The organism is Arenibacter catalasegens (assembly GCF_002909235.1).
GTDB lineage: Bacteria > Bacteroidota > Bacteroidia > Flavobacteriales > Flavobacteriaceae > Arenibacter > Arenibacter catalasegens.
The window spans coordinates 43,544-67,214 of the sequence record NZ_PHQQ01000008.1 but is presented as its reverse complement, the minus strand read 5'-3'; the positions used below and the strand labels follow the sequence as shown (position 1 = coordinate 67,214).

Sequence of the window (23,671 nt, the reverse complement as noted above, 5' to 3'; positions counted from 1 at the left end):
AAAGATCATAGGATGGTACGTAAAATTTACTTTTTGGAGTTTAGAAATATCGTTAGAACAGTCATGCTCTGTTGTCTCCTATGTTTAATAAGTTGCAAAACTAAAAAGGAGCAAAGTGCTAATTCGATTGAGATAGAAAAGGAAGGTTATTCAGAAGGTTCTTTTGGGTACGACAAGGAGTTTTTGTTGGAACATTTTAAGGATTTAATAGTTCTGAAAAATGGGGAGTCGAGCATATTGATTTCCCCTGAACTTCAAGGTCGCGTTATGACGAGTACGGCTAATGGCAATTCAGGAAAAAGCTTTGGTTGGATCAATTATGATTTGATTGTATCTGGAGAAATAAACGAGCATTTTAATCCTACCGGTGGGGAAGAACGCTTTTGGTTGGGACCAGAAGGGGGGCAGTATTCCCTTTACTTCGAAAAAGATACTGAGTTTGAATTTGATAATTGGTATGTTCCCAAGGAATTGGATACTGAAACTTTCCATTTGATAGACAATAGTGAAAATTATGCTTTTTTCGAAAGGGAAATGAAACTGGTGAATTATACGGGGGCGATTTTTGAATTGAAGGTTCAAAGGAATATTAAACTTTTGGATAAGGAAGAGGCCTCTGGAATTCTTGGACTCTCAATTCCTGAAACCCTTAAAATGGTGGGCTTTGCTTCCGAAAATAGTATTACTAATATGGGGGCTGAAAGTTGGGGAAAGAAAACAGGTCTTCTATCTATTTGGATTTTAAGCATGTTTAATTCCTCGGACGAAACCACTATAATTGTTCCTTTTAAGAAAGGGGATGATGACCTTTTAGGGAACAAGGTAACAGACGATTATTTTGGGAAGATTCCAAAAGAGCGACTTCAGGTCTATGATAGTGTTTTATTCTTCAAGGCGGATGGAAAGGAACGTGGAAAAATTGGTATCTCCCCACAAAGGGCGTTACCGGTTTTAGGAAGTTATGATGCCAAAAATAAAGTGCTAACCATTGCCAAGTTTAGTCTGCCCGAGGGGGTCACAGATTATGTAAATTCACAATGGGAGTTACAGCAGTTTCCCTATTCTGGGGATGCAGCAAATGCCTATAACGATGGCCCGCTTGAGGATGGTGGACAGTTAGGCCCCTTCTATGAATTGGAGAGTTCATCACCCGCATTAGATCTCAAATCCAATGAGAGAAGCACCCATACGCATCAGACTTTTCACTTTATAGGTAATGAAGTGGAATTGGAAAAATTGGCGAAAGAGTTATTGAGCGTTTCACTCAAAGAATTAGCAAGCAAATAATAAATGAAATACCTATTCCCAACAGATTTAGTTTAAGGGATTAGGGGACTAAGGATTGTACCAAAGAGTAATAGATAAGAACAATTGTAGATTAAAAATCCATGGAGAATACAAAAGAAATCAAAATCAATACTAAATATCCATCCGTTGTTGATTTAAGGAACAAAGCAAAAAAAAGGATTCCGCAGTTTGCTTTTGAGTATTTGGATGGTGGGTGTAACGAAGATGTAAACCTACATAAGAACACTGCTGAAATACGGGACATAGAGCTTTTGCCTTATTACCTAAGTAAACATACCGGGTCTAGTATGAAGACCGAGCTCTTCGGACATGTTTACGATGCTCCTTTTGGGATTGCCCCCGTTGGCTTGCAAGGACTTATGTGGCCCAACGCTCCGGAAATTTTGGCGAAATCGGCCTTTGAACATAATATTCCGTTTATTTTAAGTACGGTGACGACCAGTAGTATTGAACGCATTAGTGAGATTACAGAAGGTAAAGCCTGGTTTCAGCTTTATCATCCAACAGAGGATAGCGTTAGAAACGATATTATTAAAAGGGCCGAGGCTGCAGAATGTCCAGTATTGGTAATTTTATGCGATGTGCCCACTTTTGGTTTTCGTCCAAGGGATATTCGGAACGGCTTGGCCATGCCACCTAAAATGTCGGTAAAGAATATTCTTCAGGTACTTGGTAAACCTAGTTGGGCATTGAATACTTTAAAATATGGGCAACCTAATTTCGAAACCCTTAAACCTTATATGCCAAAAGGATTGGATTTGGCACAATTGGGGAAATTTATGGACCAGACCTTTTCAGGAAGGTTGAATGAAGAGAAGATAAAACCTATCAGGGATATGTGGAAGGGCAAATTGGTGATAAAAGGGGTTGCCAACGAAGCCGATGCTGAAAGTGCCATTAAATTGGGATTGGATGGTATTATTGTTTCCAATCATGGGGGTAGACAGTTGGATGCCGGGGAATCTACGATTAAACCATTGACCAGAATTGCCGAAAAATACGGAAAGCAAATAAAGGTGATGATGGACAGTGGATTGAGGGGTGGACCGGATATTGCCAGGACTATGGCAAGAGGAGCGGAATTTACCTTTATGGGACGTTCCTTTATGTACGGAGTTGCAGCTTTGGGTGCTAAAGGTGGGGACCATACCATATCGCTTTTAAAAACAGAATTACAACAGGTAATGGAACAAATTTGTTGTGAAGAGGTTAAGGATTTTCCAAATCATTTAATTTAATGGTGATGGGCGTCATGCCAAATTAATGCCTTGTTGGTATAGTAGGAGTTTGGAATGGGAAACTGATGCTAATGTTTCTTTCATTGTGGGAGAAGGGAATACTGTTTTAAGCAGTCTCGGTTTTGGTACTGAGCGATTTTATTCCCTTTTTAAAGTACTTGTTTCCAGTTGGGTCTCAAAGGAAATTTGTTGAATTGCTTGGGTTGGGTCTTCTATCTGTCCAACAAGGATCCTCAATGCCTTTTGACCAATTTTCTTTATAGGTTGATGTAGATAAGGGATTGGGTCTTCCAAGAAGTTATAAGATGAATTTTGATCAAATACGACCACATTAATTTTCTTGAGTATTTTCCTGTCCAAGCTCAACATTTGCGTTAACCCTTCTTCTGCCAAGGTGTTGGTATGAAAATAGATGGCATCTACTTCGGCATCCTGTACCAATTCCATTACCACCTTTTTCATTTCTGATTTTAAGGACCTGTGATCGATTCTTTTTATGAATTCGGTATTCTCTGGCAGTCCGGCTTGTTTAAGAGCTTCTAGGTACCCTAGGTGTCTGTCCTGATAATGGTTCAGAGTTGATTCGTATAGCACAGCTCCAATTTTCTTATTTCCTTTTCCCAACAAATAATTGGTTGCCTGCATGGAGGCCTTAAAATTGTCGACCGTGACGTAATTGGTATTAAGATCATTGAAGAATCTATCGATCAACACGAAAGGGATGTCCGCTTTGGTAAGTTCGGCAATAATATCTTTCGATCCCTCTGGTGCGGCAATAATAAATCCATCGACCTGCCTCATTTTAAGAAAATCCAAAACCTTGTTGAATTTCTCCACCTTTTCGTCCGAAGATCCAAAGATTACTGTATAATCCTGTGAAAAGGCCTCGTCTTCAATGGTTCTCGCCAAGTTAGAGAAGAAGGGGTTGGAAATATCTGCTACAATTACTCCTATAGACCTTGTTTTATTGGTTTTAAGGCTCCTTGCATTCCAATTAGGATGATAGTTAAGTTCCTTTGCGACCTGTCTTATCTTTACGGCAGTTTTTTCGGATACCCTATTCTCCTTTCCTTTATTACTTAGAACATATGAAACCAAGGGTATGGATACACCCACAATTTTAGCAATATCCTTTAATGATGTTTTAGGTTTCATGTTAGTCTTAGATTAAAATTAGTAAGTTGGAGCAAACCTTAATTGTAACTATATAGTAAACAGTAGGTTATAGTTTTTTAAAACAAAAGTTCCCAAGTTGTTAAAATTACGAAATTCTTACTAAAATTCATTATTGGCATAATCTTCCGTAAATCGGGACAACAATGCTTTGTTCAGGTCCAACCTAAATTTTCAAAATAAACTAATAGTTGGTTTACTTCTCATAGATTTCGTCGGTATTTTTATTGAATATGGATACGAGGAAGCCTACTATGAATATGGCTGTAGTTCCAAAAACAATGGTCAGATACGTATGGAAGGAAGCACCAAGGGAATCTTCTCCGAATAGTGTACCGGAAAGACTCATCCATATTATGATAAGAATTCCAACTAGTACTCCAGAAAGGGCACCTTTGATATTTTTAGTTTTAGAGAATAGACCTAAAAGTAACAGTCCCAACATACCTCCACTAAAAATAGAGGATAGTTTCCACCAAGCATCCAGGGCACTTTTTACGTTAATCATGGCTATGGCAATAACGATTCCAATTACACTTATAATTGCCGATGATATATAAAGTACACGCATTCCTTCCTTGTCGGAGGCGGTCTTTTTAAAATATTTGTTGTAGTAATCCGTAAGAAAAACGGTAGCAGAACTATTAAAACTAGTAGAAATAGTACTCATACCCGCGGCAAAGATAGAGGCGATCATCAGTCCCGTTATTCCTGCAGGAAGGGCATTAACAATAAAATAAGGGAATACACTATCACTTTTATTTATATCCTGTAGCTCTACAGGTAGGGTGGCCGCTGAATCATAATAGGCAAAAAGCGAGGTGCCAATAAAAAGAAAAATCATGGAAATAGGGAGATAGATCAAGCCGCCGATCAGTGCGGATTTTTGAGCTTCTTTGTCAGATTTTGAGGCCATATAACGCTGCACATAATTCTGATCTATACCATAATTTTGCAAGTTGATGAATACACCGTAAACAAGTACTACCCAGAAGGTGGGTTCGGATAAGCTAAGGCTGAAACTACCAAGGCCAAATTTGTCATTTTGGGCAGCAATGTCGAAAACCTGTCCAGGACCTTCGGGCATATTAAAGAGAATAAAACCAACACAGACCAAGGCTCCAACAATTAGAATTATGCCTTGAATGGCGTCTGTCCATAATACCGCCGTAATTCCACCCAACATAGAGTATATAGATACTACCAAACCGGTAAATATAATTATGGTGATCATATCCCATCCTACAATTGCATTTAGGGTAAGGGCCAAAAGGTAGAGTATGGTTCCAATACGCATTAACTGGGTTAATAAGTAACAAAGGGACACATAGATTCTAGCCCAGGCGCCAAAACGTTGTTCCATATAGGTATAGGCCGAGGGACTATTTATTTTTCTGTACAACGGGACAAAATACTTTACTGCAATCAAGGAGGCTATGGGGAGGGAAAGGCTAAACGCCAACGCATTCCAATTGGATTGATAGGCATTCCCTGGAAGGGCTAAGTAACTTATACTACTAACGAAGGTTGCAAAAATAGACATGGTAACCACCCAGCCCGGGATGTCGTTATTACCCATGGTATAGGATGAGGAGGTTCTACTCTTTTTAAAAAATGAGCCTCCGAAAAGGGCTATTCCTCCTATGTAAATGAAGAATACGATTAAATCTAAACTGTTCATTGTGTTTGGCTATTTAGGTTTTGGTATTTTTTTTAAAAGTAGGATATTCACGCTACTTAAACGTTGGCTAATTGTAAAATTCTGAATTTTATTATATCGTCAAAGCCATTTAATGATAAGAGGATATACTGGATATGAGTATTCGTCACATTATCTGCTTTATCGATTAAGCAATGATAATTAATTATTTGATAATATCAAAAGAAAGTAGGTTTATTTTGAAAAGCTTGTGGTTTAATTTTTTATATCTGAATGCGAAAACCTTAAATATACTGCTGAGTATGACCAGACAGCCCTATTTTTTCGATATTAGATTGAATTACTTTCAAATTATTAGAGATCACTTCCAATTCCTTGAACTGTTTGAAGGGAGGGGCAAGATATGGGCCGCACAATCCCAATAGTGAAGCTGCTCCATTTAGTCCCTTTAAATAACCCGAGCCATATTTACTAATATTGTAAAGCATTCTTGCCACTTCCATCGCCACCCATTTAGGCCTTATCGACAATTTCATTATTTTCCTTGTAAAACTCATCAACCAAACTGAGAATTTCTGAAACTTTAACGTAGATATCACAACTAGATGTTTAGGTTAATAAATTCAATTTCAATGCTTTAGCTTTACTAATAATCTATCTTTTTTGTTACCTAAAGATTAAATATTATTAATCAAACTCAGGTTGATACAAAAAAGTTATAACTTAAGTGGATCGAAAAAACATTATTTTTTAATGAATACATCAAAAATTATCTTCATTTCAACAATTGCCTTTTTTTCAATACTATTAAGTTGCGATCCAGCTAAAAAGCAAGTTGAAAGTCCACCTCCCAACATACTTTTCTGTATTGCCGACGATGCCACCTTTAAGCACATGGGCGCTTATGGCAGCTCTTGGGTAAAAACGCCAGCGTTCGACAGAGTTGCTGAGCAAGGTTTACTTTTTACTAACGCATATACTCCCAATGCAAAGTGCGCACCTTCACGTTCTTGTATTGTAACAGGTCGTAATTCCTGGCAATTGGAAGAGGCTGGAAATCATTGGAGTTATTTTCCAACTAAATTTAAGACATATGCTGAAACGCTTAGTGAGAACGGCTATCATGTTGGTTTAACTGCCAAGGGATTAGCACCAACTGTGGCATTAACTAAAAATGGGGAACAACGACTTGTTTTGGGAAAAGAATTTAATGAAAAGAAAACAACCCCTCCCACAAATTCAATGTCGAATATAGATTACGCGGCCAATTTTGTGGAATTTTTAAATGAGAAATCAGAAGACGAACCATTTTGTTTTTGGTATGGAGGGTTCGAACCCCATCGTGAATATGAATATGGCAGTGGTATAAACAAGGGCAATAAAAACCTCGAGGATGTTGATGATGTATTCGGTTTTTGGCCAGACAATGAAGTAGTTAGGACAGATATGCTAGATTACGCTTTCGAAATAGAATACTTCGATTCACATTTGGAGCGAATGCTAAAAACTCTAGAAGACCGGGGAATGCTAGACAATACAATTGTTATCGTAACATCGGATAACGGCATGCCATTTCCACGTGTTAAAGGGCAAGCTTATGAGTATTCCAACCATTTGCCACTTGCTATTATGTGGAAAGATGGAGTAAAACAACCTGGTCGTAATATTAATGATTTTGTAAGTTTTATCGATTTTGCACCAACATTTCTTGAGCTGGCCGGTATTGAACAATCTGATTCACAAATGCAACCAATTGAAGGAAGAAGTTTAACTGATATTTTGTATTCTGATAGTGGGGAAAATATATCGGAAGACAGAGACTTTGTATTAATTGGGAAAGAGCGACATGATGTAGGTAGACCAAATGATTTGGGATATCCAATCAGAGGAATTCGCAAGGGAGATTATTTACTTGTACTTAATTTTGAGACAGACCGCTGGCCTGCAGGAAATCCGGAAACAGGTTATTTAAACACGGATGGAGGTGCCACCAAAACTCAAATATTGAATGACCGAAGGATATTAGGGGCAAATAAGTATTGGGATCTCTGTTTTGGGAAACGCCCCAATAAAGAGTTATACAATGTAGTCGATGATCCGCTTTGCATTAATAATCTAATAGACCAGCCCGGATTATCAGATACTACGGACAAGCTAGAAACACAATTAATTGAAGAATTAAAAAAACAAAAGGATCCTCGCATACTTGGAAATGGGCATGTTTTTGATGAGTATCTGTACGCAAATGAAGCGGACCGAAATTTTTATGAGCGCCAAATGAAAGGCGAAAACCCAAACGCCGGTTGGGTCAACAAAACCGATTTTGAATCGGCAGAGATGACAAAATTGTTAAAATGAAATAATAAGGATAAAGCAAATAATCTTAAACTGCACTAAAAATAATAAGATTTTTCAGATTGTTTGGGTTAAGGTCTTTGAATGGATTTTAACAAGGGATCTCCAATCTCTTTCATTTTTCTATAGATTTTTTCAGTCAACTCGCTGATAACTTCATTGATTTCATTTGAATTTTGCCCAATTAAATTAATCCGTTCCTCTGGGTCTTTGGACAGATGGTAGAGTTCATCCCGAGTAGTATCCTTAAAGTCTTTTACCAACTTCCATTCAGTAGTGCGATATGAACGCATCAAAGCGGTACTATAATTAATCATACTGTACTCAGCGTAAAGATCATTACCCCAGTTTTCAAGTTTTTCTCCTTTCAAAATTGGGACTATACTTCTCCCCCTCAAAACCTTTCCTACGGGAATTTTGGCTCCTGCCATTTCCAACACAGTTGGATACCAATCCATATTAGTAAAGGTCTCCTTTACTCGTAATCCCGGTTTGATAACACCAGGCCACCGGATTATTACAGGAACATGAAGTGACTGGTCATATAGATTTGGGCGGGAATTGATAGCTAGGTTTTCGGTTGCGGGGTGCTCTTCCTTCGTGATCCAATACCCATTCCCCTTGTGCTCAATTCCATTATGCCCCATATTATAACCATGGTCAGATGTGAATATCACTATCGTGTTTTCAGACAAGTCCAAATCCTTTAATTGCTTAATTAGCTTGCCTACACTTCTGTCCACTCCAGAGGAACTGGCCATATACTCTTTCATCTTGGTTTTGACTTTAACAATGTCCAGATTGGGATAATCAGGATCTGGGATTTCCATATCCTGGTCTTCATAGGGAGCCCAGTCCTCATCAGCTACCGGTAACCATTTACTATGAGGCGATCTATAGTGAACACTAAGTAGAAAAGCTTTCTCTTTATTATTTTCCAAAAACCGCAAGGCTCTATCAGTCAAAATATCTACTGTTAATCCCTTCATTTTACGGACGACCCCGTCTTCTTCCAGATTGGGATCTATAGGCGACTCACCTCCACCCGTAATACCCATAAAATATTGATATCCTTGGTTAGTGGGATGAAATCGCTGATCAGCACCTGGTTCTGTCCAGTCGCCCAGATGCCATTTCCCTACTAAGCCTGTTTTATATCCCGCTAATGAAAGTACTTCAGGGAAAGTGATACTGTCAGGGTCTAGCCCAATTGGATTATTAGGATCATACAACCTGTGGCCAGGCTGAGGAATAAAATCCAAAATCCCATATTCTGATGCATACTGGCCAGTCATCAGAGAAACTCTAGCTGGGCTGCATACAGGTGTGGTGACAAATGCATTTTCAAAAAATGCACTTTGTTTTGTTAATAGATCAAGATGCGGCGTAAAAGCCTGGCTATTCCCGGATGCTCCCAAAGTCCAATATGCCTGGTCATCGGTATAAATGAACAGTATATTTGGCGTTTTAGACTGTGCATTTAAAGCGAAACAACAAACACATAAAATTATTTGAATGTATTTCCCTATTGTACCTTTACATAATGTCATAAAACAATAGATTATAAAAGTTTTCTGAATTTCTTAATACGATGAAAAGTTAGGAAATTTGCATCATGATTATTATGAGCCCCACCAACTCCGTCATCGTAGGCTGTTCTTGAAAGAAATAGGATATCCTTTCCTTTTACCATCCAATCAACATATTGAAACCCATGATTTGAAACATCTGGATGCTGTAAAATCACCTTTCTTTGATTCCATTGGACTAAATCCGGGGAAGAAAATAATGCCAAGGTATTTCTAATCTTAGCAGGATTTGTGCCTTCATTATCCTTTTTTATCCCTTCAGGGATTACATTGGCTAATGTCCAATACAGTCCAGAAGGCTCATCGTATTTGATGATAAATTTTTTGCTGCCTCCTGGGAAATCCTTAAAGCCGGTATTGATATCAAAAGAAGCATTTTTACCATCAGCACTAATTTTAACAAATGCTGCTTTTTCCTCTAATGTAGAGCGATCATCAACACGCAATATATCCCACATCTGTCCATCCTTATCTACGACAGCATTGCCTTCTAACCAGCCGCCAAAATTTCCATCAAGGTAAGTTGGGTCATAGTATAGAATGTTACTGGACGTCCAACTATCAGCATTCAACAAATCGGAATCTATAGGAGCTGAAAGCATAAATGCGCCATATCTTTTTCCCCATTTTTTAATTGGGCCCATAGCACTTTCCATAGCTCTCCAAATTCTGCCATTATACGTAAGAATTGCCATAGGTGCACAATGATATTCCCCTTTTAAGATTAAACCGTTTGTAGCATTGCTTGGGTTGGTCCAGGTGTTCCCTCCATCTTCTGAAAGTCTGACAAGCGTATTTCCATGATGTCTGTCAGTGCCTAAAAACCAAAGCTTTCCTTGATTGACAAAAAGCTTAGACCAAAATGCGCCATCAATCTCGGCCATCTGGCTCCAGGATTTACCTTTATTTTTAGACGTGTAAATTTTGGAAGTTGCTCTCAGATGTTCATTGGACTCAGGTCCAAAAAAATCATGAGAAGCAACATAATTCCCATTTGGTAGAATCGCCAAACTAGGGGAGCCAATATATTTTCCTGAAGATGCAGGGCTATAGGCCACGACTTTTCCTGGCACTTTTGAATCGTCGTATTGCTGGGCAGTTAAGGAAACACTGCTAAAAAGGTAAATTAGAATTAATGTGATTTCTTTCATTTTGGTTAATTGTTACAAGTATTTATAGTGGAAATTTTTCTGTTATTAGAGCTGACCTTGCGGGCGAGCGTAAATGAGGGGAATAATAAGTGTCGGTCTTACTTGCCAATATTCCTCATCTTAAATAAGTCTATTAATGTTGTCATAGTACGTATTTATTTTTTCCTCGTAGGGTTTTACAATCTACTTCATCTTTAAGTCGTTCAAATCCGTAATCTTAATTTTCAACACTTCTATTTTCTGTTTGGTTCCAGAGAAGGCAATCAAAATATATCCTTCATGCTCAATTACATTGGGGTAATCTATTTGTCGCCCCCCCATTAAGTAGCCCATTTTTGTAAATACCATGCCATCATCGCTAATTGACAGGGCAATTGGATCTCGTTTTGTTGGGTGAGGGTTGGAAACCAATATGTACTTACCATTGCTCAATCTCATACCATGAAATTTGGATCTTGCATCGGGAAAATTAGTTTGAACAGGTTTCGACCAAGTACGGCCGTTATCTGTGGAAAATGCCCTATATAAATATCCGCTTTGCCGATTATCGCGAAACAGCGCCATGAGACTTTTTTCATCCGGAAGAACCCACCAATAGGGCTCTTCTGCGGCTAATTCACTAGTCGTGCCCAAAACTGGAAAAACTTTCCAACTATCTTTTCCGTCGATTCCACCAACCATAAAGTCTACTCCTTTAACTTTATAGTCATGGGATCTTCTTGACATCATCCATTCTCCAGATGGAATTTTTTTTGGAGGGAAGTTATTTATTGCGTCATCCATAATAATACCATCATCTTTCCACATTTGGGCAGTTTCATCCCATTTAAAAGCCCTTAACTCAAGGCTGGGTCCAAAAAATCCTGCTGCCTCATCTGAGGCCGCCAACGCCAGAAGTTCTCCCTTATATTGCCAAAAACCTCTTGCAATCCAGCGCATTCCTTTAGGGTTTCTAGTATTATAAAATTCTGAGGTAGGGCTTGAGTTCGCTAGATATGGAGTCATTATTTTAGGCTCGGTCCATTCGATTCCGTCCGGACTTGTGGCATATTTTACCACTTGCCCCACTCGGTCCTCCACACCTGGACCCTCACTCCACATTAGCCAAAATTTATTCGCATGGAATATCAAATAACTATGCTGATTTACACCTCCTTTAAAGGTTTTACCTGAAAAGATATATTCTGCGCTATTGCCTTCCTCCTGTACATTGCTCACTACCACATGTTCATAAGGAATCTTGGGTAGATCACTAAAATTAATATCATGTGGACTTTTAAACCAGTCGCCTTGCAACATCAAACCTGAAGTAGGATTGGTGTTTGGGTCGGGATAATTTTGTTGACTTTTACAACCCAAAATCATTACCAAAAATACACCGATGACCATGATCGATTGAGCTATAAATTGGCTGCAGGTTAATAGGTTCTGTTTTCTGTTTTTCATTTTTGATGGTAGTTATTTACAAAATATGCTGAAATTGCCTCTCCAAGTGTAATGGCCTCCGCCCGATAACCGGATTGTGTACTTAAGGGAGTGCCCATGTTTACCTCCAATGTCAATGAGACAACATTGTCTGTCGTATTATTATTTACCCATTTAACCGCATTTTCTTTTCCTGTTACCTCGCTTCGCTCACTGAAATGAAAATGGGTCATAGACTGTGTCAACTTGGCCATTTCATTGAATGGCTTTGCGTCCAAGATTTGAAAAAATTTCAACCTATTTTGTCGTTGTTTTGCACTGGACAAATCCTTTGCTAAAGGCACAATAAAGTAGGGGTGGCTAGAATTTCCAGGACCATGAAAATCAATGAATAAATCCATTTTTCCATTTTTGGCCCATTGCGCTAGTTGTAACTTAGATTCGGTCATTTCAGGCCAGAATGAGGGTTCCTTGTCCCATCCACGGTTATGGTCGTGTGGTTTCTGATTCTTTCCGGTTCTACCCTCTACAACAGAATCTACATCTACAATGGGCAAAATAAATATTTGTGAAATTCGTCTTAATGCTTTGGCCTCTGTGCCATTGGACATTAACCAGCACATAAGTTCATGTAAGACCCAACTACTTCCCGATTCAAAGGCATGTGCTCTGGCCTGCAGCCAAATACCATACTTAAAATCTGAATCAGGCCCTGTATTTTTGAGTAAAAATGCGCTGACCTGTCTTCCTTTTTTTGTTCTGCAAAAATCTAGAGTTTTGATGTCCGGATAAGTCTTTACCTTTTCGGCCAGAATAGCGTTAATGTGCTCGGGCGTATAAGGCAAATCATAGGAAAACCATGTTTTTTCCCCTCTAATGATATGTTTAACAACAATAAAGTCTTTGCCGTCTATAGTTTTTATAATCCCAGAATTGGTAAGTCCCCAATTTTTTTGGTCATAACTAAAAAACAATTGATTATTAGCCCCTGCCCCCAATTCCAACTCCAGAATAATTTCATCTTTTAGATTAATTCCCTCAACCATAAAGTGCCACCAGATTTTACTCCAACCCCCACCACCTTCATCATGGGCACTAATTCGAATAGTATTCGATTCTTCATCCTGGATAGTAACTTTTCCGCCCCCGCTGACAAAATCAGTTGAAACAAATATTTTCCGATCATCATTTTGTCCTTTACCAAATAATTTTACTGGAATTAAGCTTGGGAATAGAGTAACAGAAGCTGAAATAAAACTGGTTTTCACCATAAAATTTCGTCTACTTACTTTATTGCTGGACATATTTAAGTTCTAGATGGCTATTAGATTCCTTGGAAGTTGTTCTTTGGTCCAATAACTATGTACATATTATAACTGCTTTGGATCTATAACTACATGTTTTACGGATTGCCTTACATAGGTATAGGTGATATGCACCAAGCCATCGGTTGTTTGAATTATGGCCGGGTAGGAATATCCCGATTCGGCAGGAACATTTTCCAAGGTCATGACGGGCTTCCAATTAATGCCATCATCGGATATGGCCAGATTTATCATGTTTCTCCCCTTAGGTTCTTTGCCCTCCTTTGTGGTGTGATTGTAAATAAGCAACTGCCTGTTATCCTTTAGGGTCACGGCATCGGTTCCCGAATTTGGGTTTGGAAGTTCGGTAGCGGTCATTTTACTCCAAGTCTTGCCTTGATCCTCGGACCAACTCTGGGAGATTACATTTTGTCTTGTTCTGCATAGCACCTGCATTTTACCATTGGGATAGGTAAGTATGCTGGGCTGTATGGCATCAAATTCCTTTCCGTCGTTAATAGGGCCTACAACTTCCCATGTCTTGCCATTATCCTTGCTTATTTCAAAGTGCACCATCCAATCTACATCCCCATCTTCCAATTTATATTCGGCACTTGTGGGTGAGATTATGGTTCCGTCTGCCAACTGGATGGGCTTGTTTTTGATGGGGCCCAATAGGTGACCAATTTTTTCGTCAGTTCCCATTTTTTCCGGTTTGGACCATGTTTTTCCACCATCGGGAGAAGTCATTACCATTCCCCACCAAGTCCGGGGGTCAGGACCCACCTTGTAAAACAACATAAGGGGGCCTTCAGCAGGCTGAAAAAGAACAGGGTTCCAGGTTGGATAGCGAAGTGTGTCATCTTGTACGCCATTGACTACTTCTACCGGCCATGACCATTTTCCATTCTCCATTCTTGACACCCAAATACCAACATCCGGATTTTTCTCATGGCTGCCCGCAAAAAATGCACTCACGAGACCGGATGGCGTTTCCACTATGGTAGAGGCGTGGCATTCCGGGGTGGGTTTGTTGTCCAAGGGGTAGATCAGCTCCCCACTAAGGTAGGCACCTTGCCCTGGTTGGGATAATGGAGGTAATGTGAAATTACCTGTAATGTCGTTGCTGCTTTTGGTTTCTTCGGTTATGATGTTTTTCTCCGCTTTATTCTTACAGGAGAAAATCATAAATGTCAGTACTGGAAGGAAATAAACAATACGTTTCATAGTTATCTGTTGTTTTACTTAGTTGTATTCAATAAATGGGAACTTTTGTTATTTGTACGTTATTAAAATAAGGCGTATTAATAAGCTGGAGGGTTCCAAATGGTAGCGGCGATATATCTTTCCGGACCTGTTTCCATGTCCATATAATAATAGAGGGCTACAATTTTACCGTCTGCTCGTTGCACTACCCTGGGATAGCCAAGATCTTTTCCAGAACCGTCATCACGGAGCACATAATCTTTGCTCCAGGTTCTTCCATTGTCATTGCTAATTTTTGCCCTAATTTCACTCTTGTCCCGGTTGTTTTTGATATCTACTTCCAATGCCCTGTAACCATAGATCAAACATATTCTTCCATCTTTCATTTTTACCATGGCGGGAGGATTTCCCTGTCCGCAATTTTCTACTGGGTTGGCCAAGGCGCTCCAAGTTAATCCATTATCCTGGGAAAGGTAGGCATCGATAAATTGTCCTGATTCCTCTCTTCTGCGAGTGGTTACCAAAATTTCTTTGTTGGATAATCTTACGGAGGCAGGCATGATGGAAAATCCAGCGGGTTCAGGTCCGATCCATGAAACGAAGTCCCAATTTTTACCACCATCAGTTGTTTTTACACACAAAACGCGACCCTCTTTCCCGTTGGCTTTGGCCGCGGTAAGAAATAGCATGCACTCATTTTTACCATCAATAATATAGTCGGTTCGTGCTCCAATTCCAGGCGTATTAAAATTGGGCAAGTTATATGGGCCTTCCCAATCACGTCCCCTGTCGTAGGAATACCAAATGCGGGATTCGGCACCGTGGTGGTCCGTCATGCGTACCGTAAATGCCAGATTGGGGTCATTAAAGTTTATGGGTTTCACAGAAACTGGTTCAGGAGCTTTTACGTCCTTTCTCATTTGCCCATGATAACTCCCATTATCAGGAACTACGAGATCTCCGTCTAATGCCCCAGGGTCTTCTACAGTCCAATTCTCCCCGCCATCAAGACTTCGGGCCAGCACATGAAGCTCTGGATTTTCTTTGTCGAAATTATGTCGGTCTGGTCCCAAATCCTTATAGTGTCCCTTGGAAAATCCTACCAAAATTTCATTGCCCCAATTCCATACACCATGATTTGCCGGCCAGCCGCCGAACATGCCCGGTTCATAGTATACTTTTACATGCTTAACATTTTCCTGGTCAACCTGACCATAGAAATTTGCTGTGCAGAATATGGACATAAGTGTTATGACCAAGGTATATTTAATTTTCATCATGTTTTTAATCTAAAGATTTTCCTACCGGACTTATTACCTCCTAATTTTCTTAGTAGAGGGGTCCGTAATTCTCACATGCCCTGTAATCAGCGGCTTCTTGGTCCATTCCAAAAGAAGCCCAATCCTTGGGTCTAAATATTCTTTCAGGTTCAACATTGTGCATATTGACCGGAATCCTAAGCATGGAACAAAGTGTTATTATTTCGTCTCCAAAATGACCATAGCTGAAAGCCCCATGGTTGGCTCCCCAATTGTTCATTACACTATAGACATCCTTAAATGCTTGGTCATTGTTTAGTCTTGGGGCGAACCAAGTTGTGGGCCAGGTAGGATTAGTCCTCTCATCCAAAGTTTTATGTACTTCTTCAGGTAGCGCTACCGTCCAACCCTCAACAATTTGCATTACGGGTCCCAATCCTTTTATTACATTGATCCTACACATGGTTACGGGCATTTCACCTTTGGTGACAAAATGGGAGGAGTACCCTCCTCCTCCAAAATATTCATACATAGCTGGTGGCCAGTCTGTGGCTTCCAAGCATTTTGCAGCTTCCGATTCCGAAATTTCCCAGAAAGGTTTCATGGCTGGTTTCCCATTTATTTCCTGTTGTCCAGTACCATCCAGGGTTGAAGAACCCGAATTGATCAAATGGATTATTCCATTGGCCGCTTTGCCCTGGAGTTTATGACCGGTTACCCTTTCTATGGAAGCCGGACTCCAGAAGGTTCTTACATCAGAAAACATTTGCGCCCGGTTCGTCAATAGGTAGCCAAATAGCATGGAGATGCCGTTAAGGCTGTCATTTTCGGTGGCCATCATGTAAGGAGGACGAATTCCGCTCCAATCGAAAGAAGAGTTGAGGATCGCTTCCATAAAATCGCCATTGGGCATGTAATCGTTCCATTGTCTTTGACCTTGGAATCCTGCTGCAATGGCACCGTGGCCCAAGGCTTCCTCTCCAAAGCCCAATGCTGCCAGTTTAGGATTACCAATCATTAAATCTCGTGAAATCAATGTCATTTTAACAACGGTCTCCCACTCTTCATCCATACGTTCCCTGGATTTCTGTAGGTCTTTGGCGTTGTAGTTTTTACCTTCCTTGCAATGCTCTTTGGTCCATTTTAATGCTTTTTCAAATTCTTCCGGATCAAATATATTGTATTGCATCCTACGGTTTACTTCGCTCATGTCCACATATTCGTTCCGCATCCCAAGATAATCCTGAAAAAAACTTTCATTGACAATGGAACCAGCTATCCCCATGGAAACAGAACCTATGGATAGGTACGATTTACCGTTCATCGTGGCAACGGCAAGTCCGGCCTTGGTAAATTGCAATAACAGTTTTTGAACATCCTCTGGGATGTTCTCGTCATCGCTATCCTGTACTTCCTTGCCGTAAATACTAAAGGCAGGAACCCCTTTTTGAGCATGTCCGGCCAAGGCGGCCGCTAAGTAAACTGCCCCTGGTCTTTCCGTTCCGTTAAATCCCCATATGGCTTTTGGGCGAGTTGGATTCATATCTATGGTTTCCGTTCCATAACACCAACATGAAGTGACTGTTATAGAAAGCCCTACCCCCTCCCTAAGAAATTTTTCCTCACATTTTTGAGCTTCAGGTACCCGGCCAATGGTGGTGTCCGCAATGACGCATTCTACATTTGTTCCGTTATAGTTCTTAAGGTTGGCGGAAAGAAAATCGGCTACTCGTTGTGCCATGGCCATGGTGGTTTGCTCCAATGACTCCCTTATACCGCCCAAACGGGCATCGATTACTGGTCTTATTCCAATTTTTGGGGTCGCTCCTAAATGGTTGTGTTTGTTCTGCATTACTTAATTTTTATGTCGATTATTGTTTTCTATTTTACTGCAATTGTTGGTCAAATGGAGACCTTAATCTTTCTGTAATTGTTGGGCTTCTACAAAGTCTGCCAAGGTTGAGTATTGGGTATATAGGGTTTTATATTTTTCTACATTTTCGGGTACGGGGTAGTATTCTTTTTGAAATCCGCTGCCCATAGCATCTTGCGCGTCCATAATAGAATCGTAGAGGCCAGCTACTACTGCAGCTGCCATTGCGGCACCTAGGGCACATGTTTGTTCTGATTTAATGATCCTGATCGGAAAATTTAAGACATCCGCTAAAATTTGCATCACGAATTCCGATTTTTGGGCAACCCCACCAATGGCAATAACACCATCTATGCGAACACCTTCTTCTTGGAATTGGTCAATTATTTTTTTGGAGCCAAAAGCTGTGGCTTCTACCAATGCCCTAAAAATATTAGGAGCGGTCGTACCCAATGTAAGGCCTTGAAGAGCTCCTTTGAGATTTTGGTTGGAATTGGGCGTTCTTCTGCCGTTCATCCAGTCCAAGGCAATTATTCCCGACTCCTCGATCGTTATTTTACTTGCAGCATGGGATAGTTCAGAAAGAATCCCCTCAGTCATTTCCTCCAATAAGGCCCCTTTGGTAGCTTCGTCCAATAACTTACTGTCTCTAATAATTTTGTTTGCGGGCCACATCAGAATATCCCTAAACCATGCATATAGATCGCCAAAAGCAGATTGACCGGCTTCAAGGCCGATCATGTTTGGAAGGATCGAACCATCGACCTGCCCACATATTCCGTGAATTGCCTTGTTGCCTATTTCAGTCTTGGGGGCAACGATCATGTCACAGGTAGAGGTGCCAATCACTTTCACCATATGATAAGGCTTAATGGCACCTCCAATGGCACCAATGTGGGCATCAAAGGAGCCTACGCCAATCACCACATCCTTAGGTAGGCCCAGTAGTTGCGACCATTCCTCTGAAATGTTTCCAGCAATATGGTCGGAAGTATAGGTGTCTGTATAAAGCCTGTCTCTTAAACCAGACAATAAGGGGTCTAATTGTGTCCAAAAGTCGTCTGCCGGTAGACCCTTCCAATCAGGATGCCACATGGCCTTATGTCCAGCTGCGCATCTACTCCTTTTTAGGCTAGTAAGATCAGTATTTCCGGTAAGCAAGGCTGGAATCCAGTCACAATGCTCCACCCAGGAATGAGCTGCTTCACGCACCTTATTATCTACGCGAAGGGTATGCAGGATTTTGGCCCAGAACCATTCCGAGGAATATTCACCACCGCTGTATTTGGTATAGTCAATGCTACTTCCATTATGTGCCAATTCATTTATTTCCTTAGCCTCTCCGATAGCAGTATGATCTTTCCATAGGATAAACATTCCATGTGGATTTTCCTCGAAACCAGGAAGCAGTGCCAGGGGGACTCCATTTTTATTGACCGCAACAGGAGTAGAGCCAGTAGTGGCTACTGAAATTGCAGCTATTCCATTTACGATTTCTGATGAAAGTGTAGCGATTACTTCTTTGACAGCTTGTTTTAAGCTTTCAATATAATCCAAAGGATGTTGTCTAAATTGATTGGCGGTAGGGTTACAGTACATCCCCTTTGCCCATCTTTCATATTTGGCAATGGCATTGCCAACAATATGGCCATTACTGGAATCTGTTACTATGGTCCTTACTGAATCTGTTCCAAAGTCAATTCCAATGGTATATTTCCGATTCTTCATAATCTTATTAAAAGGAATTTAAACGTTTAAGCAAGCAATTTAAAAAAATAAATTCATTATGCATAAATAATATTATTTTTTTAACGATTAAGGAGGTTTACTGTCAAGACATTGTTTTTGTTGCAATAAAACGGTGTTGTCCACGCCTTCCTATTTAATTTGGCTGGAAATGTGGCGCGTTTGGCGAATTATTAAAAAACAATACTTACAGTATCGAGTTTTTTTATCAAATAAATTTTACTTTTGCAGCCGCGGATTCAAATTAAGGAACTGCAAATGGCCTCATAGTTCAACGGATAGAATAGAAGTTTCCTAAACTTTAGATCCAAGTTCGATTCTTGGTGAGGTCACGAACCAAAGGTGCGCAGCACCAAAAGCATCAGCTTTTAAATCGAAGCCCGTGCTGAGCGGAGCCGAAGTGATTCTTGGTGAGGGCACTTTTTAACATGTAAAGGAGCCTAATTTATTGTAAATTAAGCTGTCTTATCAGTGTTTTAGGGATTTTTTGATATACCACAACATTCTCTATCCTATTCTGGATATATGCTAAAAGAACCAAGAACAATCTGGCGCCTTTCTACGCTAGGATAACCATAGATGGGAAAAAGCGATGAAACTGAAATGGACAGTCTACTTAATTTCGTAAATTGCTTATCAGCCATTCAAAAACAATAATAATGCTAAACATACTATATCCTTTACTACTACAATTGCCTATAGGCACACGAAACCCAGATGACAATGATCCTATTGATCTTACAAGCGCATTTGATGTCATTGTATACATCATTCTGCCTGTACTAATGATCATCTTTTATATTCTTTGGAGGAAGAAGAAAAAGAAGGATAAGAATTAAAATGTCCTGTAGATATGTTGTTTAAATGTTTCTATGTAATTAAGGGTCCTAGCATATATCGCCCTATTTCGATTTTACTGATTGCTTATTTGCCTGAACACTATAAAATTGAAACAGGATCCGGCTCAAGGTTGGTCATTGTAAGAATTGGGGGACAATGTCCAGTTTGCCCAAACACATCATACTTTAATTGAAAGGCATTGGTATTTAACTATTATTTCCATTTCATATATTACCCTTTATATCCATTTGATTACATTTGTCATGACGGAAGAAAAATCCTAAAAAAAGTTCACAAATCGGTAACATTTGAAACTGAAAAAAATGCGAAACCCTTATAAATAGGGTGCCCAGAGAATTAGGTTCGATTCTTGATGAGGTCACGAAGTAGATGAGCTAAATGTGCGCAGCACAAAAAGCGTTGGCTTTTGAATTGAGTTTGTCATTGTTGGAATCGAAAGATTTTCACCTCGTATCCAAGCTAGTAGTGCAAGCTATGAACCTCAAAATTAGTCTTAGCTTGTGATTTATTCAATGTACTTTGGAGCTGAACAAAGTTGTCCATTGATTCCTGCTAAGGGTATAGAATGTCTTAAATTTACTGCTTATGGAAAAGAACAAAATCAAAAATGTATTTGTACCAGGAGCAATAAGCCCAGAGTTTATAGCCAATTCCATTGCAAAGCATCAGTCCAAAACCACCATTGGTGCCCATGATATCTTTTTAGGTCAGGTCAGGGCAGATATTATTGAGGGGCAGGAAGTAACTGCCATAGAATATTCTGCTTATGAGGAAATGGCCAATCAGAAATTCCACGAAATTAGGGAGGCTACTTTTACCAGGTTTAACTTAAGCTGCATGCACATTTATCACAGTTTGGGAAGGGTGAAAGTTGGGGAAATATGTTTGTTTGTTTTTGTGTCATCGGCACATAGAAAAGAAGTTTTTGATGCCCTGCAGCACGTTGTAGAGGAAATTAAGAATCAGGTTCCTATTTTTGGGAAGGAGCTTTTTAAAGACGATTCCTATCAATGGAAAGTAAATAAATAGAGATGGTAGATATTACCCATAAAAAATCCACTTTACGAACAGCGATCGCCCAGGCTATTGTACAAGTCAGTTCGGAAGATACCATTACGGCGATAAAAAATAAAACCGTGCCCAAGGGGGATGTGTTTGCCATGAGTAAAGCTGCTGGTTTATTGGGGGTAAAAAAGACTGCAGACCTTTTGCCGGACTGCCATCCCTTGCCTATAGAATACACCGATATTTCTTATGCTATTGATGGCCTGCAGATTACTGTTTTAGTTACGGTAAAGACCATTTACAAAACTGGTGTAGAGGTAGAGGCTATGCATGGTGCCAGTATAGTAGCCCTTAATATGTACGATATGCTAAAGCCTATTGACAAAGGCATTGAAATACGAAATATTAAATTATTGAGTAAAACAGGAGGGAAGTCCGATATAGGAAACCCGCAATAGTCCCTTTATATAAAATTTAACAGCTTATTAAGAGAATCTGTTTATATCTTTGTGGTATGAAAAAAACAAGTTACTTGCTTTTTTTTAAGGTACTTGTTCTTATACTTTTCTTAAGTATAGGCCAAATCTCTTTGGCTAGTCCCGATCATAGCTTAGAAGCTAAGGTGGAGTTGGTTGGGGAAATTCAGGTGGACCATCATTTGAATTATGATGGACAGTCTTCTTCCCATGACATGGTCATGGAGGAAGGTAATTACCAAATACCTTCCGTAAATGAACTAAGGCCCAATTTTAATTCATCTTATTCCAGCAGTACAAGTTGCCTAGTTGAGGTAAGCGGAAAAGTGCATTTATTCCTAAATGGGGGTGTCCATATTACTCCAAGTTTGGATGGACTTACCATGATTTATCCCTTTCATACCTTTTTGTAAATTATTCTATTAGTTAACATATGATTCCAAAATAACCAATTTTGGAAGTTTTTCCGTTCCCAACATTGTCTTTGGTAAGCGGAAAGTAATTAATAAATAGAATAATTAAAATATAAATAAAATGAATTTATCAATGTGGATAGTATCCGGTTTATTGGTACTGTGTACCGTTTTACCTTTTGTGATACTTAATAAATCAGGAAAAGGAGATTTAAAAATAATGTCCAAAGAAGTGAAAAATTTAGTGACTGAATCCAAACTAAAATTTAATTTGAAGGAAAGCTGGGGCAATTCGTTTATTGGTCTGGATGCAAATAATAAAATGCTTGTCTTTTCCAAGGTATTCGATGGAGTAGTGGCACTGGATAATATAGATCTTAATGATGTGCTGAACGCGAAGATTGTTAAGAAGACCCATGTGGTAAAGTCCAAAAATAAAAAGGAGACTGTTTTAGAGAAATTGGATTTGGAAATTAGCTTTTTAGACGAACAAAAGGCCCATAAGATCCTTAATTTTTACGATTTAGACAGTATTTATATGGAGGACTATGAACTTAGAAGAGCCGAAAAATGGAATGCCGCCATCAATGGGACAGTGGCAACATCCTTTAAAAGTGCTAAAGTGGCATAACTGCTTTAAATAAATAAAAAATAGTAAATAGCCAAAAGTCTTATTTATAAGGTCTTTTGGCTATTTACTTATATATCTCTGTTCTTGGAAGGTTAATTATGCACCCTTCTCGTCCATATTTCATTTAAAGGATCTCCCTTACTACTTTTACCGGTATGGTACCAATCGTTGCCATTTATTTCATAATTAAAGGATAGGGTTGCCCCAACACGGGAATTGTCCCTAGAAAAGTAGACTATATTTTCTATATATTTTCCGTTGGATGCTTCATAGGTTCCTCCTCCACATCCAAAAAATTCGAAGGTTTCGGTATTGAATGCAATCCATTGAAAATGGCCATTCAATAAATATTTCATGGTCTTTCTTGGGCGCGAAGTATCCCTTCTTTCTTCTCCTTGGTCCGTTACCCTGCCCGTAATTAACCATTTTCCGTCCAATACCTGGGCGCTATGGGTTGTTGGGCTAAAGGTCATTTGTGTAGGTTTCTCAAGAATCAGCGTCTTATTTTTTAATTTAAATGGTATTTTTAAATTGGTGATTTTATCCTTTATATAGTCGGAATTAAATTCCAATTGTATTATAAGGTTATTGTCGGCGATTGTGAAGTATCCCCCGTAGGTCTTTATAAATTCTGCAGGAGATTGTCTGTAAATGGTATGGACAAAATAATCCTCGTCCAGTTTAAGCTCGTGATGAAGGGTTCCTTCACTGCTTTTTTCCTCATAATGATAGACACTAGCTGGTATTTGAGCCTCAATTTTACCAGAAAAGATCAGCAATACTACAAGGCCTACAAAAACACTGAATTTCTTAAGCTTCATGGATACTTAGTTTTTATTTAAAAATAATCAAGAAAAGGTTAAAAATCAATACATTAAGTTTAATTTTTAGTTAATTTTTTACAATTGATTAAATTCATTTTTAACTTAAACGTAAAATTTTTTAAAACGCTTGTTTTTTCATTTTTTTTGTTTTCATTTGTCACGTCAAATTAGCTT

20 protein-coding genes and 1 tRNA gene are annotated in these 23,671 nt (G+C 39.3%); 9 read left to right on the top strand and 12 right to left on the bottom strand.

What is annotated here, in order from left to right:
• The first annotated feature begins 12 nt into the window (after positions 1-12).
• Together CWD90_RS08605 and CWD90_RS08600 are read left to right on the top strand one after the other, a co-directional pair.
• Complete coding sequence (locus tag CWD90_RS08605) at positions 13-1,287, top strand: DUF6786 family protein (protein WP_205161221.1); 1,275 nt, start codon at positions 13-15, stop codon at positions 1,285-1,287.
• A 101-nt stretch (positions 1,288-1,388) separates the two neighbouring features.
• Entirely contained in the window at positions 1,389-2,546 is a 1,158-nt protein-coding gene (locus tag CWD90_RS08600; protein ID WP_103475537.1) for an alpha-hydroxy acid oxidase, read from the top strand.
• A gap of 138 nt (positions 2,547-2,684) precedes the next feature.
• Here the strand turns inward: CWD90_RS08600 and CWD90_RS08595 are convergent, their stop codons facing one another.
• The 3 genes from CWD90_RS08595 to CWD90_RS08585 all read right to left on the bottom strand — a co-directional run bounded on the left by CWD90_RS08595 (position 2,685) and on the right by CWD90_RS08585 (position 5,915).
• Positions 2,685-3,701, bottom strand: a complete 1,017-nt coding sequence (locus tag CWD90_RS08595) for a LacI family DNA-binding transcriptional regulator (RefSeq protein ID WP_103475536.1) — start codon at positions 3,699-3,701, stop codon at positions 2,685-2,687.
• 214 nt (positions 3,702-3,915) lie between these two features.
• On the bottom strand, positions 3,916-5,400 hold the full coding sequence (locus tag CWD90_RS08590; RefSeq protein WP_103475535.1) for a sodium:solute symporter: 1,485 nt from the start codon (positions 5,398-5,400) through the stop codon (positions 3,916-3,918).
• Positions 5,401-5,663: 263 nt separating this feature from the next.
• A complete protein-coding gene (locus CWD90_RS08585; RefSeq protein ID WP_157941181.1) occupies positions 5,664-5,915 on the bottom strand; it encodes a hypothetical protein in 252 nt (83 codons plus the stop codon).
• A 217-nt stretch (positions 5,916-6,132) separates the two neighbouring features.
• Here CWD90_RS08585 and CWD90_RS08580 point away from each other — a divergent pair, with 217 nt between their 5' ends.
• Positions 6,133-7,737 (top strand): sulfatase family protein, encoded by a 1,605-nt coding sequence (locus CWD90_RS08580; protein ID WP_103475533.1) that lies wholly within the window; start codon positions 6,133-6,135, stop codon positions 7,735-7,737.
• Between the two features lie 68 nt (positions 7,738-7,805).
• Here CWD90_RS08580 and CWD90_RS08575 read toward each other — a convergent pair whose 3' ends face one another.
• The 8 genes from CWD90_RS08575 to CWD90_RS08540 form a co-directional block, all read right to left on the bottom strand.
• Complete coding sequence (locus tag CWD90_RS08575; protein ID WP_103475532.1) at positions 7,806-9,284, bottom strand: sulfatase family protein; 1,479 nt, start codon at positions 9,282-9,284, stop codon at positions 7,806-7,808.
• Positions 9,285-9,295: 11 nt separating this feature from the next.
• Positions 9,296-10,474, bottom strand: a complete 1,179-nt coding sequence (locus tag CWD90_RS08570) for a sialidase family protein (RefSeq protein WP_103475531.1) — start codon at positions 10,472-10,474, stop codon at positions 9,296-9,298.
• Positions 10,475-10,657: 183 nt separating this feature from the next.
• The gene (locus CWD90_RS08565; protein WP_205161220.1) at positions 10,658-11,920 is read right to left on the bottom strand and encodes an exo-alpha-sialidase; all 1,263 of its coding nucleotides are present in this window, start codon (positions 11,918-11,920) and stop codon (positions 10,658-10,660) included.
• On the bottom strand, positions 11,917-13,203 hold the full coding sequence (locus tag CWD90_RS08560) for a M14 family zinc carboxypeptidase (RefSeq protein WP_103475530.1): 1,287 nt from the start codon (positions 13,201-13,203) through the stop codon (positions 11,917-11,919). The genes CWD90_RS08565 and CWD90_RS08560 overlap by 4 nt, the downstream gene beginning before the upstream one ends.
• A 66-nt stretch (positions 13,204-13,269) precedes the next feature.
• Entirely contained in the window at positions 13,270-14,430 is a 1,161-nt protein-coding gene (locus tag CWD90_RS08555) for a sialidase family protein (RefSeq protein ID WP_205161219.1), read from the bottom strand.
• A gap of 77 nt (positions 14,431-14,507) precedes the next feature.
• Positions 14,508-15,689, bottom strand: a complete 1,182-nt coding sequence (locus CWD90_RS08550; RefSeq protein WP_103475529.1) for a sialidase family protein — start codon at positions 15,687-15,689, stop codon at positions 14,508-14,510.
• A gap of 49 nt (positions 15,690-15,738) precedes the next feature.
• Positions 15,739-17,520 (bottom strand): L-fucose isomerase, encoded by a 1,782-nt coding sequence (locus tag CWD90_RS08545; protein ID WP_103475528.1) that lies wholly within the window; start codon positions 17,518-17,520, stop codon positions 15,739-15,741.
• 63 nt (positions 17,521-17,583) lie between these two features.
• Entirely contained in the window at positions 17,584-19,269 is a 1,686-nt protein-coding gene (locus CWD90_RS08540; RefSeq protein WP_103475527.1) for a ribulokinase, read from the bottom strand.
• Positions 19,270-19,547: 278 nt separating this feature from the next.
• Here CWD90_RS08540 and CWD90_RS08535 point away from each other — a divergent pair.
• The 6 genes from CWD90_RS08535 to CWD90_RS08510 all read left to right on the top strand — a co-directional run bounded on the left by CWD90_RS08535 (position 19,548) and on the right by CWD90_RS08510 (position 22,673).
• A tRNA-Arg gene (locus CWD90_RS08535) sits at positions 19,548-19,619 on the top strand.
• Positions 19,620-19,946: 327 nt separating this feature from the next.
• The gene (locus CWD90_RS08530; RefSeq protein ID WP_103475526.1) at positions 19,947-20,126 is read left to right on the top strand and encodes an adenylosuccinate synthetase; all 180 of its coding nucleotides are present in this window, start codon (positions 19,947-19,949) and stop codon (positions 20,124-20,126) included.
• Positions 20,127-20,733: 607 nt separating this feature from the next.
• Positions 20,734-21,177 carry a molybdenum cofactor biosynthesis protein MoaE gene (locus tag CWD90_RS08525; protein ID WP_103475525.1) on the top strand — a complete coding sequence of 148 codons (444 nt, stop codon included), beginning with the start codon at positions 20,734-20,736 and terminating at the stop codon, positions 21,175-21,177.
• Between the two features lie 2 nt (positions 21,178-21,179).
• On the top strand, positions 21,180-21,611 hold the full coding sequence (gene moaC, locus CWD90_RS08520; RefSeq protein WP_103475524.1) for a cyclic pyranopterin monophosphate synthase MoaC: 432 nt from the start codon (positions 21,180-21,182) through the stop codon (positions 21,609-21,611).
• A 56-nt stretch (positions 21,612-21,667) separates the two neighbouring features.
• Complete coding sequence (locus CWD90_RS08515; protein WP_103475523.1) at positions 21,668-22,042, top strand: hypothetical protein; 375 nt, start codon at positions 21,668-21,670, stop codon at positions 22,040-22,042.
• Between the two features lie 121 nt (positions 22,043-22,163).
• Positions 22,164-22,673, top strand: coding sequence for a hypothetical protein (locus CWD90_RS08510; protein WP_157941180.1), 510 nt, complete (start codon positions 22,164-22,166; stop codon positions 22,671-22,673).
• 92 nt (positions 22,674-22,765) lie between these two features.
• On the opposite strand, the gene CWD90_RS08505 is transcribed toward CWD90_RS08510, so the two are convergent.
• Positions 22,766-23,494, bottom strand: coding sequence for a hypothetical protein (locus CWD90_RS08505; RefSeq protein ID WP_103475521.1), 729 nt, complete (start codon positions 23,492-23,494; stop codon positions 22,766-22,768).
• Positions 23,495-23,671 lie beyond the last annotated feature (177 nt).